Consider the following 15,220-nt stretch of genomic DNA (forward strand, 5'->3'; position numbering starts at 1 on the left):
CCGAACTACGTCTCTAGGACGATAGTTCGAGGTACGCATGGGCCTGACGGTGGTCAGCGTCTCCTATCCCTTCGCGCCGGTGACAGCCGATCCGGTCGGCGGTAGCGAGCAGGTGCTGGCGCAGATCGACCGTGCGCTGGTCGCCGCCGGCCATCGCGCGATCATAATCGCACCGGAAGGCTCGGCCGCAGCCGGCGAGTTGCGCTCCATCCCCGCCATATCCAGTCCGGTCTCCGATATCGCGCGCCGGCGGGCTCATGTCAGCGTTCGCGAACGGATCGCCGAAGCCATCGACCGGGACAGGCCTGACGTCATTCACCTTCACGGACTCGATTTTCATTCCTATCTCCCGCCGCCGGGACCGGCGGTGATAGCCACCCTGCACCTGCCGCTCGACTGGTACGCGCCCGAAGCGCTGCGGCCGGAGCGGCCGAACATGGTGCTCCACCCCGTGTCGGAAAGCCAGGAGCGACAGGCGCCTGCTGGTGCGATCCTGTCGCCCCCGATCGAAAATGGCGTGGAGATTCCCGAGATTCAGGTCCGCAAGGGTCAATTTGCCTTCACGCTCGGCCGCATCTGCCCCGAAAAGGGCTTTGAAGACGCCATCGAAGCCGCCGGCAGAGCGGAAATGCCGCTGCTGATCGCGGGCTCGGTCTTCCCCTATCCGGAGCATCAGACTTATTTCCGGACACGCATCCAGCCCCGGCTGAACCAGACCCGGCGCTGGATCGGCGCGGTTGCCGGGCGCCGCAAGAAGATGCTGCTCGCCAGGGCGCGTTGCCTGCTTGTGCCGAGCAAGGTGGCTGAAACGAGCTCGCTGGTCGCGATGGAGGCCATGGCTGCGGGCACGCCGGTGATTGCCTATCGCACCGGCGCGCTGCCCGACATTGTCGAGCATGGCCGGACCGGCTTCATCGTCGACACGGTCGAGGAAATGAGCGCGGCGATGCGCAAGACCGACCGCATCGACCCTGAGGAATGCCGCGCCCGCGCCCGCGCGCGATTCCCGCTCGAGAAGATGACCGGCGCCTATCTCGCCCGCTATGCCGAGCTCGCGATCCGATGAGGGCGGCGTGCCCGGCGAGACGCAAGGCCCCAACGGTCGAGATCGTCGCACCGGACGGCCTCTCCGGGATTCGGGAGGAGTGGGAACGACTCTGGCGTGCCGTGCCGGATCCAAGCCCTTTCCTCGCGCCGGCCTGGTTGCTCGCCTGGGCAGATATCTACGCGCCCGACCGCTGCCGGGCGGCGGCGCTATGGGCGGATGGAAAGCTTGCCGGCCTGCTGCCGACCTTCGTCTGGGAGAGCGCGCTGCTTCTCGCCGGAACCGGACCGAGCGATCATGGCGGGGTGCTGATCCGGCCGGGCTTCGAAAAATGGGCCGGGACGCTGGTCGAGGCGGCGGCAGAGGCGGCCCCCGAGCCGTTCGAGCGCATCGACCTCCAGCAGCTTGCGCCGGGCTCGCCCCTCATCGATTGCGCCGTACCCGGCTGGAGCGCGCGGATGGAAGAAGGTGATTGCTGCCCCGCCCTCATGCTGGCCGGCCGCGATGGCATGGCGAACGCGCCGAAGCGGATGCGTTCCAACTGGCGTTACGCAATGCGGCAGCTCGATCGCAAAGGCGGCGCCGTCGAACGCGTCGCCGCGGCGGAAATTCACGAGACGATGGCAGCCCTGGAGCGGCTGCACGGGCTGCGCTGGACGGAGAAAGGCGAGGCAGGCATGCTCGCCGACCCGCTGCCCAGCCGGTTTCTTCGGACGGTAGCCCCGGCGCTCGCCGAAGCCGGCCTGCTGCAGCTGCACCGCCTGCGTCTGGACGGCGGGACGATCGCGGTCCTGCTCGCGATGCAGACCGAAGGGGAAAGCTGCTATTTCCTCAGCGGCTTTGATCCGGACCATGCCGGCCTCAGCCCCGGCACCATCCTGGTGGGCGGTGCCATCGCCGAAGCTGCGCGGAACGGTGCGACGCGCTTCGATTTCCTGCGGGGGAAGGAGCCCTATAAATATCGCTGGGGCGCCAAGGACCGGTCGCTATACCGTCATATCCTGACCAGATCATGCTGACCGGCCAGTCGAGCGCCTCCTGCGACCGCATCTCGCAACCGGCAGCGAGATCATCCTTCCGTCTGCAAATCCTTACGCAGAATCTGCTGGTCCACCTCCATCGCCATTGGACAGCCCTTGAAGGTGTAGCGGACTTCCTCCCTCTCCGCGCCGACGGGTTCGTAGCCAAGGCGGCGGTAGAAGCGGCGCGCGCCCTCATTGTCCCACTCCACGCCAAGCTCCACCGCCCAGGCACCGCGCGCGGCAGCCACGGCTTCGACTTCCGCCATAAGGCGCGTCCCCAGGCCGGCGCCCTGAAATGGCGGGAATATCCGGATGGCCCAGATGCGCGGGCAATCGAGGCTGCCCTGCCGATCGAAATCCAGCCATGCCTGGCCGACCGGAAAGCCGTTCGCCAGGGCCAGCAGCATCAGCGCCTCGCCTTGCCGCTGCGCCTCGAAAGTGGCGGCGATGATCTCCCGCTGGCGCGTGAACAGGCCCATCCATTCAAGCGCGGGCAAATCCTCCTCATGCGCGATGCGAAATGCGATCGGCACCTCGATCAGCATGCCGCCGCTTCCATGGATGGCTGCTTCGTCTCGGCCGGCGGCGTCAGCCCGACCCGGCGATAGAGCTCCATCCGGTATCGACGCCAATGGTCCAGCCGCACTTCATGGGCCGGGCGCCCATAATAGTCCCAGGAAAAACTACGTGCATTGAGGCCGACGAAGTGCGCACCACAGCGGCCGAGCCCGGGCTGGTGCGGGGGAAAGGGAGAGCAGATCGATACATCCCCGGTGCCAACCACCAGCGGATCCGCACCCTGTGACATGGCCGCGATCTGGAGGCCCTGTTCATCCAGCTCGGACTCGAGCTTCGCCGGATGCGCGCGCAACACCGCCGCGATCGCCGACTCCAGGTCGAACCCGGCGGGCGTCCCTCTTATGCCCGAATTGCGCGGCTCCGGGCCGGCCATATGCGCGAACTGGCCATGTCCCATTAGGACGTCGGCGGCGATCAACGTCGCCGCTCCGCTCTCGTCCGCAAGCCATCGCGCGAGCGCGTCCGGAATCGCCCAGAGGATGACGTCATTATCGAGCGCCAGCTCGCGCACGCCGGGGTCGATCTGCAGCGGCAGGAATTTCCAGGCGGTTCCCTCGCTCATCGCGCTATCGAGGAAGGGGCGAAGCACAAGCGGCACTTCGGGCGCGACCGCATGCCAGCGGATGCCATCCGGAACCGCCCCGGTTTGCCGGCGGGCCTCGTCCAAAGCGATAGTGTTGACGCAGACATGATAGGCTGCGCCCGGCCCGAACAACCGATATGCGCCGTGCAGCGACAATCGCAGTGCCTCGAACCCGGCCGGGCTGACGTCACCGATCGTCCAGCGGATGTTGAGGAGTGCCTCGTTCATCCGGGCCGGCTCAGTCCTCGTCACCGGAGCGGCTGACGAACTTGTTGAAACGGCTCACCTGCCCGTCGGCGGTTTTGTCCTGATGGAGGAAAGCGAGTTCATTCTCCTCAAATATCTTGAAGAACTCGTCCCAACCAATGTGTTCCAGGCTCTCATCCTCCTCACCGCCCGGATCGTTAAAATCGATGCGCAATATGCCACCGCCCTGCTTATGCCTTTTGATATCGACCCGCGCAGGACAGCCGCCCCGCTCCTCGACCCATTTGCGGATCGCATCATGATCGGTGGTCTTAGTGGCGCTCGCCATGGCCATCTCCTTCGATGCCCCTGGCGGACGCAATGAATAGGCCGCGGCTGGGTTCCCGTTCACCACGCGGGCTAATGAAATGAAAGGCCGTAGGTGATCGCCGGACGTCAGCGCTGCTTAGACGGTTTCCCCGCGCCGCCACAGATAGCCCGGCATGCGCGACGCCAGCGGCCACAACAGGTTCAGCGCGAGCCCGCTCATCACCAGCGCGGCGGCAGCGAGCTTCCAACCCGGCAGCGGCTCGGCGAGGAGCAGCGCGGATGCGCCCATGCCGAATATGGGAACGAGCATTGCGGACGGCGTAATCGTCGCTGCCGGGTGGCGGGCCAGCAGCCAACCCCAGGCGGCATAGCCGAACAGCGTGTTGCCGACCGACTGCCACAGGACCGCCAGCCATGCTCCCGGCCCGGCATGCGCCAGCGCCGCGCCGATCACCGCCGGTCCTTCCAGCACCAACGATCCGATCAGCAGCGGCGGGATCGAGAACAGGCTGGCCCAGATCACGAAGGCCAGCATGTTGGTCGCCCCGCTCGCCTTTGCGACCTGATTGCCGCCCGCCCAGCTCATCGCCGCGATCAGCACGAGACCGAGCCCGAACGGCGTCGTCGTCCGGTCGCTATGCAGCATGATCACGCCGATGCCGACCGTCGCGAGCAGCAGCGCGAGCAGTTGGAACGGCCGGATACGCTCTCCGCTCAGCCACATCGAAAGCGCGATGGTGAAGAATATCTGCACCTGTACCACGAGCGAGGCGAGCCCCGGCGAGATATGGCCGTTCATGGCGATGTAGAGCAGCCCGAACTGCCCGAAGCCGATCAACAGACCATAGGCCGCAAGCGACCGCCACGTCACCGCCGGGCGCTTGATGAAGAAGGCGGCAGGCAGCAGCGCGAGCGTGAAGCGCAGCGTCGCGAACAGCAGCGGCGGAAGCTCGTCGAGCGCGGCACGGATGACCACGAAGTTGGTCCCCCACACCGCGACAACGGCAAGTGCAAGCAGCGCATGACGCCAAGGCAGTCCACGCGCATGGGCGACAGCAAGGGAGGAAGTGCCATTCATGGCCGCCTCTGTAACGATCTATCGCAAGCCAGGTCACGCAATATCGCGCCACATCCGCCGATCACCGGAATGCAGGTGGCTGCTGCTCATTGCATGTGCGGAACATCCGCTGGCTTTACGCAATGCCGCTATTCCACGCCCATCAAATGGCGGCCGAACCCATCGAGCGGCCACGCCGCCGGCACGGTCATTGTTGCTCGCGAAAATACCAGGCGAGCGCCTGCTCGATCACGGGCGCAGGCATCTCATGTCCGCCATCGAAAAGCAGGAGCTGAACCTCGAAACCGGCCCGGCGAAGCTCGGGCGCGAACCGCCTGCTCGTATCGCCGAGCGGAAGCACCTTGTCATTCCGTCCATGGGCGATGAAGATCCGCGAGCGGGCCTTGCCGCGGATCGGCATCATCATGCCCGGCGCAAGGGCGACGACATGCCGGAAGAGGCCGGCATTGTTGGCGCCGAGCGAGAGGGCGTAGCTTGCGCCATCGGAGAAGCCGATGATGGCCACGCGCTCGGGATCGACGGCATAGCGCGAAAATATCTGGGCGAGTGCTACGTCTATGCGCGCCACATCGCCTCCATAGCGTGGCGGGATGCCGGTCAGCCCCGCAGCCGCGTTGGAGACGACGATATCCCAGCTATAATCGAGCGAATCCGGGGCGAGGAGAATGATTCCGCGCGCTTCGGCCTGATCGCGGAAGCGGGCGATCATATCGTCGCCGCGCCGGCTGGCGCCATGGAGCAGCAGCGCGAGCGGCATGGCGCGATCCGGCCGATAGCTGGACGGCACATAGAGGGCTGCGCTCGTATCGCCGGTCAATCGCAGATAGCCGTGCGCGGCCGAAGGCAGCGGGGGCGCCGTCGTGACGCGGGCAGCCAGCTCTCCCGAACGTGCCGCCAATAGGGGGCTAGTGCCGACGAGCAGCAGACCGAGCATGAACGCAAGCCGCGATGCCGGGACCGTTCGACGCCTCGGCCCTTTCCGGAGACAGCCCGCTGGCGAGGCGGACGCATGACCGGCTTGCTGCATCTCCATCCGCTTCCCCCGTCATCATCTTCGTCAGGACATCGAACAGAGATCAACTGTTCGATTCAAGCAAGCACTGCGCCAAGGGGACAGCTTCTTCATGGCAGCCCCAGGACGACAGAGATGATCCAAACCATAGTCGAGAGGGCCTGAAGCCCTGGCAATGCGCCTTTCAAAATTGGGGGACCTGAGGGGATGTGACCGGGACGATACCTCAGCTTTCCGTTTCGTTTCGCCCTCGGTCCGCTCCTGCCGTCAGCGGCGCAGAAGAAATTCGAGGCGTAGCCCGACTGCCAATGCGTTCGATCCGGAACGCAAGCCGGGATTGAGGATATATTGGATGTCCGGCTGCACGCTGAAATGTTTCGAGAATAAGTGCCGGTAGCTCAGTTCAAGCGCCGTTTCGTGCCGTCGGGGCATTACGTCCTGCGATGCGGCAAGGGCACGATAATTGGATGATGTCCTCGCAACGGCCAGCGCCGCTCCCAACTGATCTTCGGGATGACGCGGGAAAGGCCCTGACAAGACCAGCCCGAAGCTGACGAATCCGTCGAACCTGTTGAACCGGCTGGCAGCCTTTCCGAAGCGGACGAACCCATCCAGCCTGCCAACCGACGCCCTTTGCGCAAGCCGTGCTTCGCCGCGGAGGTAGAATCCGCGATTGCCGCGCCGCAGGACAGGCGCTCCAGCGACTTGCGGGGCCGACTGATCCTCGAATCTCGCCGTATAGGCCCAATAGCCGGCGAGCAGCCGCAGATCGCCAAACGTCCGATCGATCTCGCCGACAAGCAGCGCACCATCATTCTGCCCGAGCCGGATCGCGGTACGACGCGGATGATCCGGATCGCCCGGCACCCCATCGAGCACGGCGCCCCGTACGACGAACCCGTCCTCCAGCCTGGCCTGAAGTCGCAAGGCGAGTGAGGTCGAAGGGAAGATGGACGGGCCGTTATGGCCGGTCTGCGCGATATCGGTTCCGATACCATGCTCGCTTCCGAGGAAAAATGTGGAAGCTTCCAGCGCATCGAATTCGCTATTGAGGTCATAGAGCCCGAATCTTGCAGAAATCGAGCCGGTCTCGTGCTCGACCCAGGCTTCATACAGCCGCAGCGCCCGGACGCCCGTTTCGATGTTCGACACGACCTGCGCATCGCCGACGCCTCCGTCGCTGAAGCGCACGCCGTTATTGTAGAGCATATAGGCGAACAGCCTGGTGCCCGACGGGCCGCCGAGCCGTTCCAGATCCGCGGATATCGTCAGATCGAGATTGTCGAGATAGCGGGTGCGGCGATCGAGGCCACCATGCGCCACCGACCAGATATCCGCAGCATAGCCAAGCTGCAGCGCGACGGGGCGTTCCGTCTCCTGCGGTTCGACGGACGCCGGCTCCGGCTGATCCATATTGTTCGCGACGCAAGGCTCGGCGGCGACCGCAAGGATCGCCGACGCGAGACCGATCATCATGCGGCGGCGGCGCGCGCAGCTTGGGTTCCTGCCCTGCCCGCCGGAGCAGTCATTCCCGTCCGTCATCAAGCGTCAATATCGGGGACGCGCCCGCATGTTCGTCCTTCAGGGCAACGCCGCTCAGCCGGCGCTTGCGCGCTTCCTTCATCAGCCAGGCGAGCTGGTCGGCGGCGGCCGCATGGGAAAGGCCATAAGGCGGGCGGATATTGGAGATGCAGTTGCGCTCGCTGTCGCGCCGGCCAGGACGCGGATCCCAGGTCAGATAGGCGCCGAGACTGTCGGCGGCGCTCAACCCCGGTCGCTCGCCGATCAGCACCACCGCCTGCGCCGCACCGAGCGCTGCGCCGATATCGTCGCCCAGCGCGACGCGCGCCTGGCGCGCCAGCACCACGGGCGCGATCCGCCAGCCCGCCAGCCGCTCGGCCATCGCGCCGATCAGCGCAGCCCCATGGGCGTGGACGGCGGTGGCGGAAAGACCGTCGGCGAGGATGAAGACCGCATCATATTCCCCCCGCGCCAGATGCGCGGCACTTGCGGGATCGAGCCTGCGGCCGAGATCGGGCCGCTGGAGGAAGGTCGCCCGATCGCCCGCGCTGCTGTCGACCGCGATCGTCTGCCGGCCTTCGAGTTGCCGGGTGAGGAGATCGATGTCGAGCGCGGCGTGGACGGCATCGCGTGCCCGCGCATGGGCGAGCTGAAAGTCGAGCAACGGCACGGTCGGCAAGCCATTGCCTGCACGGCCGAGACCGATGCGCGCCTGCGTCGCGCCGCGCAGCCGTCCGAAGGGCGAAGGATCGGCAACCGCGCTCATCGCGCGATCTCGGCGGCGGAGAGCAGACGCGGCCCCTGTTCCAGCGCGACGGGGCGAATCCCGCCACGCGCATCGAGCAAGCCGACGCCGTCGAGCCAGGCCTCGAACTCGGGCGCCGGACGCAGCCCCAGCACATCGCGCACATAGAGCGCGTCGTGGAAGCTCGTGCTCTGATAGTTGAGCATGATGTCGTCCGCGCCGGGGATGCCCATCACGAAGCTCACCCCCGCCACACCGAGCAGCGTCAGCAGATTGTCCATGTCGTCCTGATCGGCCTCGGCATGGTTGGTGTAGCAGACGTCGCAGCCCATCGGCAGGCCCATCAGCTTGCCGCAGAAATGATCCTCGAGCGCGGCGCGAATGATCTGCTTGCCGTCATAAAGATATTCGGGGCCGATGAAGCCGACCACCGTGTTGACGAGAAACGGGCGGAAGACACGCGCCACGGCATAAGCGCGCGCTTCCAGCGTCTGCTGGTCGATGCCATGATGCGCATCGGCGGACAGCGCCGCGCCCTGCCCCGTCTCGAAATACATGACATTGTCGCCGATCGTGCCGCGGCCGAGCGACAGCGTCGCGTCATGCGCCTCGCGGAGCAAGGCGAGATCGATGCCGAAACCGCGGTTGGCGGCTTCGGTACCCGCGATCGACTGGAAGGTGAGATCGACCGGTGCGCCGTTCGTGATCGCGGCCATGGTGTTGGTGACATGGGTGAGCACGCAGCTCTGCGTCGGGATCGCGTAGCGCTCGCGCAGCTCGTCGATGAGCTGGAGAAGCACGGTCGCGCCCTCGATGCTGTCCGTTGCCGGATTGATGCCGATCACCGCATCGCCGCATCCCATCAGCAATCCGTCGAGGATGGATGCGGCAACACCGGCGGGATCGTCGGTCGGATGATTGGGCTGGAGCCTGACCGCGAGCCGCCCGGGCAATCCGATCGTGGTCCGGAAACGCGTGATGTTCCGGCATTTGCGCGCGACCGCGATCAGATCCTGATTGCGCATCAGCTTCGAGACGGCGGCGGCCATTTCAGGCGTCACGCCCGGCGCCACCGCGGCCAGCTCGGCCGCCCCGGCATCGACGGATAGCAGCCATTCGCGAAAGCCGCCGACGGTCAGATGGGCGATCGGCGCGAAGGCCGCCGCATCATGGCCATCGGCGATCAGCCGCGTGACCTCATCCACCTCATAGGGGATCAGATGCTCGGCCAGGAAAGTGGCGAGCGGCAGATCGGCAAGCGCATATCGGGCGGCGACGCGCTGCTCGGCGCTCTCCGCCGCCACCCCGGCCAGGGCATCGCCCGAGCGGAAGGGCGTGGCTGCTGCGAGCAGATGCGCGAGATCACGAAAGGCGTGGCGCGTGCCACCAACATCTGCCCGATACATATCCGCCTGCCTCGATCAGCCGCCGGCCATCCTCACAGGCCGGCCAGGAAGCCCGACAATGTCGCGAAATAGGCTTCCGGTTCCTCATAAAAAGGCATGTGCGAGCTGTGGTCGAAGATCGCGATCCTCGAATTGGGCAGCGCCGCATGCATCTTGTACGAACAGGCCGGGGTCAATTCGTCATATTTACCCGCGATCACGAGGCAGGGCGCCTCGATCGCCGACATCGCCGGAACGCGGTTCCAGTCCTTCATATTGCCCGTATAGGTGAATTCGTTCGGCCCCTGCATCGTCATATAGGGCCCCATATTCCACTCCGCGAGCGACGCGGTCAGGCTTTCGGGCCACTCGGCAAGGCGGCAGACATGCCGGTAATTGAGCAGCGTGATCGCCGCCTGATATTCGGGATGGTCGATCGTGCCCGCCGCCTCACGCGCGATCATCATCGCCACGGTTTCGCTGCCCAGCGCGCCGCGCAGGCGATTAAGCTCGCTCACCAGATGCGGAATGTCGCAGGCGCCGTCGGCAATGATGTAGCTCGCCACCCGTTCGGGATAGGTCAGGCAATATTCGGTGCCGAGCCAGCTCCCCCAGCTATGGCCGAGAAAATGGACACGCTCGGCGCCGACTGCGGCACGGACCTGATCCGCCTCGGCCACATAGCGCTCGAGCGTCCACAGCGAGGAATCGTCCGGACGATCCGAGGCGCCGCAGCCGAGCTGATCCCAGGCGACGACGCGGAAGCGGCCGTCCGCCAGCCGGGCATGTGGCTCGCGCAGATAGCGGCAGGGCAATCCCGGCCCGCCATTTGCGAGCAGCAGCGTCTCGGGGCCATCGCCGTGGATATAGACCACGACCTCATAACCCTCCGCCAGTTTGATGCGCCGGGTTTCCATGGGGATTGTCATAGCGATGCCTCCTCGATGAGCGCCCGGTCGCTCGAGAGCGACGGAATGGCGGCGCGGAAACGGTCAACCTCCTCCAGGTCGAGCGTCGCGGCGATCAGCCCCGGCTCCTCCCCCGCATCGGCGATCACCCGACCCCAGGGATCGATGATCAGCGAATGGCCATAGCTGCGGCGGCCGGGATGATTGTCGCCGCACTGGCCCGGCGCGACGACGAAACAGCCGGTCTCGATCGCGCGGGCACGAAGCAAGGCATGCCAGTGCAGCGGGCCGGTGAAGCTGCTGAACGCCGCCGGTACCGCGATGATGCGGGCGCCCCGCTTGGCGAGCCGGCGGTAGAGATAGGGAAAACGCATGTCGTAGCAGATGCTGAGGCCGATCCCGCCCCAGGGCGTATCTGCCACCACCGCCCGCTCGCCGGGGCGATAGAAGTCGGACTCGCGGATCGCCTCTCCGCCCGGCAGATCGACGTCGAACAGATGGACCTTGTCATATTGCGCGGCGATCCGCCCCTGCGCATCGAACAAGACGGACCGGTTGACCGGCGTGCCGTCATCCGCGCGCATCGACACCGATCCGGCGAGAATCCAGAGCGAAAGTTCGGCAGCCAGCGAACTCAGCCGCCGAAGCGCCTGATGCTCCGCCTCGCGCTCCGCATAGCCATGGATATCGGACACGCCCGGCGCCAGGAAGTCGAACGCCTCGGGCAGGGTGACGAACTCCACACCATCTGCCGCTGCCGACCGGATCAGCGCTTCGGCCTGGACCAGATTGGCCGCGGGATCGGGAGTTGCGGTTGTTTGCGCGCAGGCGATGCGAAGGCTCGAGACCATTTGAACTTCCTGGCTGAAATATAGTTTAGTTTATTGGCTACTATTTTGGCACTGTCAACGGCGCGCGGGCCGCAACAGCCAGATTCCCAGCCCGAAACCGGCCGTCACGAGCAGCAGCAGACCAACCAGTGCAGCCAGGATGCGGCCCGGCACGCCGAGCCATTCGCCATTATGGACCGCAAACAGCGCATCAAGGACGGTATCGCCCCATGCCGCCTGCCGTGCATCGCGCTGCCACAGGACATTGCCATCCCGGCCGTCCACCGAAACCGCCGTGGTGCCGAATGTCGCGCGAAGCTCGCCGGGCTGGCGCATCTGCACGACGAAGTTGGCCGCGCCTGGCGCCGGCAGATCCAGCCGGACGAAATGTGCCTGCGGGTAGGCGAGCAGCGCCCGTGCCACCGCCCCGTCCGGGGACAGGCGGACAGGCGCATCGCTCCTGACGGTCGACGAAGCGGGTTGCGCCAGCCCGGCAGCGCCCAGCCACTGGCGCAGCTGCTTGGACCAGACCATCCCGGCACCGGTCATGGCGGACAGGGTCAGCGTCACCGCCACGATCAGCCCGGCGCTGCGATGGAGCACGTAAAGCTTCTGCCAGGGCTTGCCCGCGACGCGCGGCCATAGCGTCCGCTTCCACTGGCCCCGCCGGGGCCAGCCCAGCCAGACACCTATGAGCGCGGTCAAGAGCAGGAACAGGCCGCTCGCACCGACGAGCAGTTCCCCGTTATGACCAAGCAGGAGCTGCTGATGCAGCACATAGATGAAGCGGATGATCCCCGTCCGGCTTGCCCCGCCATCGAGCGGCGTGGCCGACAATATCCGGGATGATTCCGCATCGACCGTCACGACATGCGGAACATCCCGAACATTCACGAAGACGCGCAGCGCACGCACGGGCATGTCCTGCACGACGACGCGCGTCACCCGGCCCGGCAGCGCCTCCTGCGCCGCGGCGATCGCCGGGCCGACGCGCACCGGCCCCGCGACGGGCGAGCCGGCGCCGATCCATGTCGTCTCGATCTCGCGATGGAAGACGAGGAGAAAGCCGGTCAGCGCCAGCAGCAGCCAGTGCAGCCCGAGCGCGAGCGCGGTCCAGCGATGGACCAATAGCCAGTGGCGACGCGCCATCTCGACAGCCTAACGGTTCCGGTTTTGGGATCAGGGCAGGACGACGACGGCATGCTCCGGCTCAAAGGTCGCATAGACTTCGGGCCGATCCAGCGAATCCTCGGTTTCCGCAGCGATGGAAGTGCCGCCTGCTTCAAGCGCATATTGATAGCGCGCACCAAGATAGCTGCGGCCGGTGATACGCCCCGTGAGCAGGTTGGTGTCGTTCGCGGCCGGGCGTGCCGCGGCCAGGCGAATATGCTCGGGCCGCACGGCGACCAGCACGTCGCTTCCCTCCTGCACCTCCGGCGCCCAGATCGTCCTGATCTGCAACCCGCCCTCGAGGATCACTTCGGCGCCGCCATCGCTGTTGCGGTGCTTCATCCGCCCGCGCAGGAAATTGCTCGATCCGATGAAGTCGGCGACGAAGGCGCCCGAGGGACGGGTATAGACTTCCTGCGGCGAAGCGAGCTGCACCACCGAACCCTTGTTCATCACCGCGATACGATCGCTCATCGCGAGCGCCTCGATCTGGTCGTGGGTGACATAGATCGTCGTGATGTTGAGCCGCTTCTGAAGCTCCTTCAGCCAGTTGCGCGCGCGGATACGCAGCTTGGCGTCAAGATTGGACAAGGGCTCGTCGAGCAGCAGCAGCGAAGGCTCGAAGACGAGCGTGCGCGCAAGCGCCACGCGCTGCTGCTGGCCGCCCGAAAGCTCGTGCGGATAGCGCTTGGCATATCGATCCATCTCGACCAGCTCCAGCGCGGACATGATCCGACGCTGGCGCTCCGCGGCCCCCACCTTGCGGATGCGCAGGGGGAAGGCGAGATTGTCCATCACCGTCATGTGCGGCCAAAGCGCGTAGGATTGGAAAACCAGCCCGCAGTTGCGCTTTTCCGGCGGCACGAGGATGCCGCGATCCCCATCGAAGAAAGTCTGGTTGCCGACCCGGATCACGCCGCCGGTGGGCGTGTCCAGCCCGGCGATCGCGAACAGCGTGGTCGATTTGCCGCAGCCGCTGGGCCCCAGCAGCGTCAGAAACTCGCCATCGGCAACGGTGAGGCTGATCCCATCAATGGCGCGGACGTCGCCGAAATGCTTGGCAAGATTTTCGATGATCAGTTCAGACATCCTGGTGACTCCGCAAGAGCAGGCGCGCGACGAAGACGAACAGCGCGGTAATGACGAGCTGGATGACAGACAAAGCTGCGACCGGCCCCGTATCGCCATTGGCCCAGAAGGATAGCATCGTGGTGCCGATGATCTCGCTGCCCGGCGAGAAGAGGAAGACGGCCGAGCTATATTCCTTCAGGAAGGAGAGGAAGAGCAGCACATAGGCACCGAAAATGGCGGGCTTGAGCAGCGGCAGGACGATCATGCGCGACGTCGTCCACCAGTCGGCGCCGCAGGAACGAGCGCTCTTGTCGAGCTCCTGCCCGATCTGGAGCAGTGCCGGGGAGATCGCGCCGAATGCGGTCGGAATGCTGCGCATGGTGAAGGCCAGGACGAGGATCCAGATCGTTCCGTGGAGCAGATTGACCACCGGCAGCAGCAGCATCGCCCAGAACAGCCCGATGCCCGCCACAATCCCGGGAATGGCCCGAGGATAGAGCGCGACATATTCCAGCTGCCGACGCCAGCGGAATTCGGAACGGTGGACCACCAGCGTCACCAGCGCGACGAACGCGGTCGCGATTGCACCGCCCAGCGCCGAGATCAGCAGGCTGTTGGTGATCGAGCGGACATAGGCCGGATAAGCGAAGATCAGCGTGAAATTCTGCGTGGTCAGCAGATCGAACGGCGCCATCAGCGGCGTGAGGAAGGTCGTGACCGAGCGTAGCGCGATACCGGCCAGCGGGATTGCCAATATGGCGATATTATAGACCAGGAAGAAGGCGAAAAGCGGCCAGCGGGCGGGGCCAAGATCGGCGAGCTTCTGGCGCTGCGCCTTGCCCTTGACGGTGACGAAGCGACCCGCCTTGCGCAGCAGCAGCCCCTGGAGGACGAGCAGCAGGGAGATGATCGCCAGCAATACCGCCGCAGCCGCGCCGAGCAGGCCGTAATCGGGGGTGATGCCGCCAAGCCCCTGGCTGTAGAGATAGGTGGTGAAGAATTCGAGCCCGACCGGACGGCCGAACACCAGCGGCACCGAAAGCATCTCGAGCGAGCTGATGAAGGTGAGCAGCGCGCTATAGATGATCGCCGGGCGCATCAGCGGAATGGAGATCGACCAGATCACGCGGAGCGATCCCGCGCCCATCATGCGCCCCGCATCCTCGAGCGTCGCATCGATGCGCTTTGCCGAGCTGGCACAGAATAGATAGACCAGCGGCGCAAGCCCGGTGCCCGCGACCACCGCCATGCCCGGAATGCTGTACAGATTCCACAGCGCGCTGCCAAACCATTGCTGGCTCAGCAATGTGACATAGCCCGACGGGCCGTACATCATGAACCAGGAAAAGGCGATGACGAGCTGCGAAATGTACATCGGCCACAATGCCAGCGAACGCAGTATCCGGCGGCCGGGCAGATTGGTCCGTTCGAGGAAGATCGCGAATGCGACGCCCAGCACGCCCGCGACGAGCGTCGTCGACAAGGCCAGCAGCGCCGAATTCCAGATCACATCATAGAAGCCGGCATCGCCAAACAGCCGGGCATAATTGTCCATCGTGAACAGCCCGCCCGCTTCGTAGAGCGGCCGGTCTACCAGCGATTGCCAGAGTATCGGCGCCAGCGGCGCCGCCACCAGAATGACGGTGGCGACGCTCATGAGCGACTGGATGATCAGCGCCCGGGAGAAACGATCATCGCCTCCGGACAAAGTGGGCATCGGGATCGAGGCCATGATCGGTCCTTCTCCGAGGGCGT

15 protein-coding genes are annotated in these 15,220 nt (G+C 65.5%); 2 read left to right on the forward strand and 13 right to left on the reverse strand.

What is annotated here, in order from left to right; all coding sequences use genetic code 11:
* Positions 1 to 37 precede the first annotated feature (37 nt).
* Together CLG96_RS03605 and CLG96_RS03610 are read left to right on the forward strand one after the other, a co-directional pair.
* Complete coding sequence (locus CLG96_RS03605; protein ID WP_107966450.1) at positions 38 to 1,066, forward strand: glycosyltransferase; 1,029 nt, start codon at positions 38 to 40, stop codon at positions 1,064 to 1,066.
* 101 nt (positions 1,067 to 1,167) lie between these two features.
* Positions 1,168 to 2,064: a GNAT family N-acetyltransferase gene (locus tag CLG96_RS03610; protein WP_165799515.1), complete on the forward strand. Its 897-nt coding sequence runs from the start codon at positions 1,168 to 1,170 to the stop codon at positions 2,062 to 2,064.
* 50 nt (positions 2,065 to 2,114) lie between these two features.
* On the opposite strand, the gene CLG96_RS03615 is transcribed toward CLG96_RS03610, so the two are convergent.
* From CLG96_RS03615 to CLG96_RS03675, 13 genes are all read right to left on the reverse strand, one after another.
* Complete coding sequence (locus tag CLG96_RS03615) at positions 2,115 to 2,612, reverse strand: GNAT family N-acetyltransferase (RefSeq protein WP_107966452.1); 498 nt, start codon at positions 2,610 to 2,612, stop codon at positions 2,115 to 2,117.
* The gene (locus tag CLG96_RS03620) at positions 2,606 to 3,457 is read right to left on the reverse strand and encodes a hypothetical protein (protein ID WP_107966453.1); all 852 of its coding nucleotides are present in this window, start codon (positions 3,455 to 3,457) and stop codon (positions 2,606 to 2,608) included. Before CLG96_RS03620 ends, CLG96_RS03615 begins: the two co-directional genes overlap by 7 nt.
* A gap of 10 nt (positions 3,458 to 3,467) precedes the next feature.
* A complete protein-coding gene (locus CLG96_RS03625) occupies positions 3,468 to 3,770 on the reverse strand; it encodes a hypothetical protein (RefSeq protein ID WP_243395586.1) in 303 nt (100 codons plus the stop codon).
* A 111-nt stretch (positions 3,771 to 3,881) separates the two neighbouring features.
* Positions 3,882 to 4,823 carry an EamA family transporter gene (locus CLG96_RS03630; RefSeq protein WP_107966454.1) on the reverse strand — a complete coding sequence of 314 codons (942 nt, stop codon included), beginning with the start codon at positions 4,821 to 4,823 and terminating at the stop codon, positions 3,882 to 3,884.
* Between the two features lie 187 nt (positions 4,824 to 5,010).
* Positions 5,011 to 5,757, reverse strand: coding sequence for an alpha/beta hydrolase (locus tag CLG96_RS03635; RefSeq protein ID WP_165799516.1), 747 nt, complete (start codon positions 5,755 to 5,757; stop codon positions 5,011 to 5,013).
* 345 nt (positions 5,758 to 6,102) lie between these two features.
* A complete protein-coding gene (locus CLG96_RS03640) occupies positions 6,103 to 7,311 on the reverse strand; it encodes a carbohydrate porin (protein ID WP_243395587.1) in 1,209 nt (402 codons plus the stop codon).
* 49 nt (positions 7,312 to 7,360) lie between these two features.
* Positions 7,361 to 8,122: an ethanolamine ammonia-lyase subunit EutC gene (gene eutC, locus CLG96_RS03645; protein ID WP_107966456.1), complete on the reverse strand. Its 762-nt coding sequence runs from the start codon at positions 8,120 to 8,122 to the stop codon at positions 7,361 to 7,363.
* A complete protein-coding gene (locus CLG96_RS03650) occupies positions 8,119 to 9,507 on the reverse strand; it encodes an ethanolamine ammonia-lyase subunit EutB (RefSeq protein WP_107966457.1) in 1,389 nt (462 codons plus the stop codon). The genes eutC and CLG96_RS03650 overlap by 4 nt, the downstream gene beginning before the upstream one ends.
* Positions 9,508 to 9,539: 32 nt before the next feature.
* Positions 9,540 to 10,415: a proline iminopeptidase-family hydrolase gene (locus CLG96_RS03655; RefSeq protein ID WP_107966458.1), complete on the reverse strand. Its 876-nt coding sequence runs from the start codon at positions 10,413 to 10,415 to the stop codon at positions 9,540 to 9,542.
* Positions 10,412 to 11,245 (reverse strand): carbon-nitrogen hydrolase family protein, encoded by an 834-nt coding sequence (locus CLG96_RS03660; protein WP_107966459.1) that lies wholly within the window; start codon positions 11,243 to 11,245, stop codon positions 10,412 to 10,414. The genes CLG96_RS03655 and CLG96_RS03660 overlap by 4 nt, the downstream gene beginning before the upstream one ends.
* Positions 11,246 to 11,299: 54 nt before the next feature.
* Positions 11,300 to 12,373, reverse strand: a complete 1,074-nt coding sequence (locus tag CLG96_RS03665) for a PepSY-associated TM helix domain-containing protein (RefSeq protein WP_107966460.1) — start codon at positions 12,371 to 12,373, stop codon at positions 11,300 to 11,302.
* 30 nt (positions 12,374 to 12,403) lie between these two features.
* Positions 12,404 to 13,483 carry an ABC transporter ATP-binding protein gene (locus tag CLG96_RS03670; RefSeq protein ID WP_107966461.1) on the reverse strand — a complete coding sequence of 360 codons (1,080 nt, stop codon included), beginning with the start codon at positions 13,481 to 13,483 and terminating at the stop codon, positions 12,404 to 12,406.
* Positions 13,476 to 15,197, reverse strand: a complete 1,722-nt coding sequence (locus CLG96_RS03675) for an ABC transporter permease (protein WP_207796547.1) — start codon at positions 15,195 to 15,197, stop codon at positions 13,476 to 13,478. The genes CLG96_RS03670 and CLG96_RS03675 overlap by 8 nt, the downstream gene beginning before the upstream one ends.
* Between the last annotated feature and the right edge of the window lie 23 nt (positions 15,198 to 15,220).

Origin of the sequence: Sphingomonas oleivorans, assembly GCF_003050615.1 — a bacterium.
GTDB lineage: Bacteria > Pseudomonadota > Alphaproteobacteria > Sphingomonadales > Sphingomonadaceae > Sphingomonas_H > Sphingomonas_H oleivorans.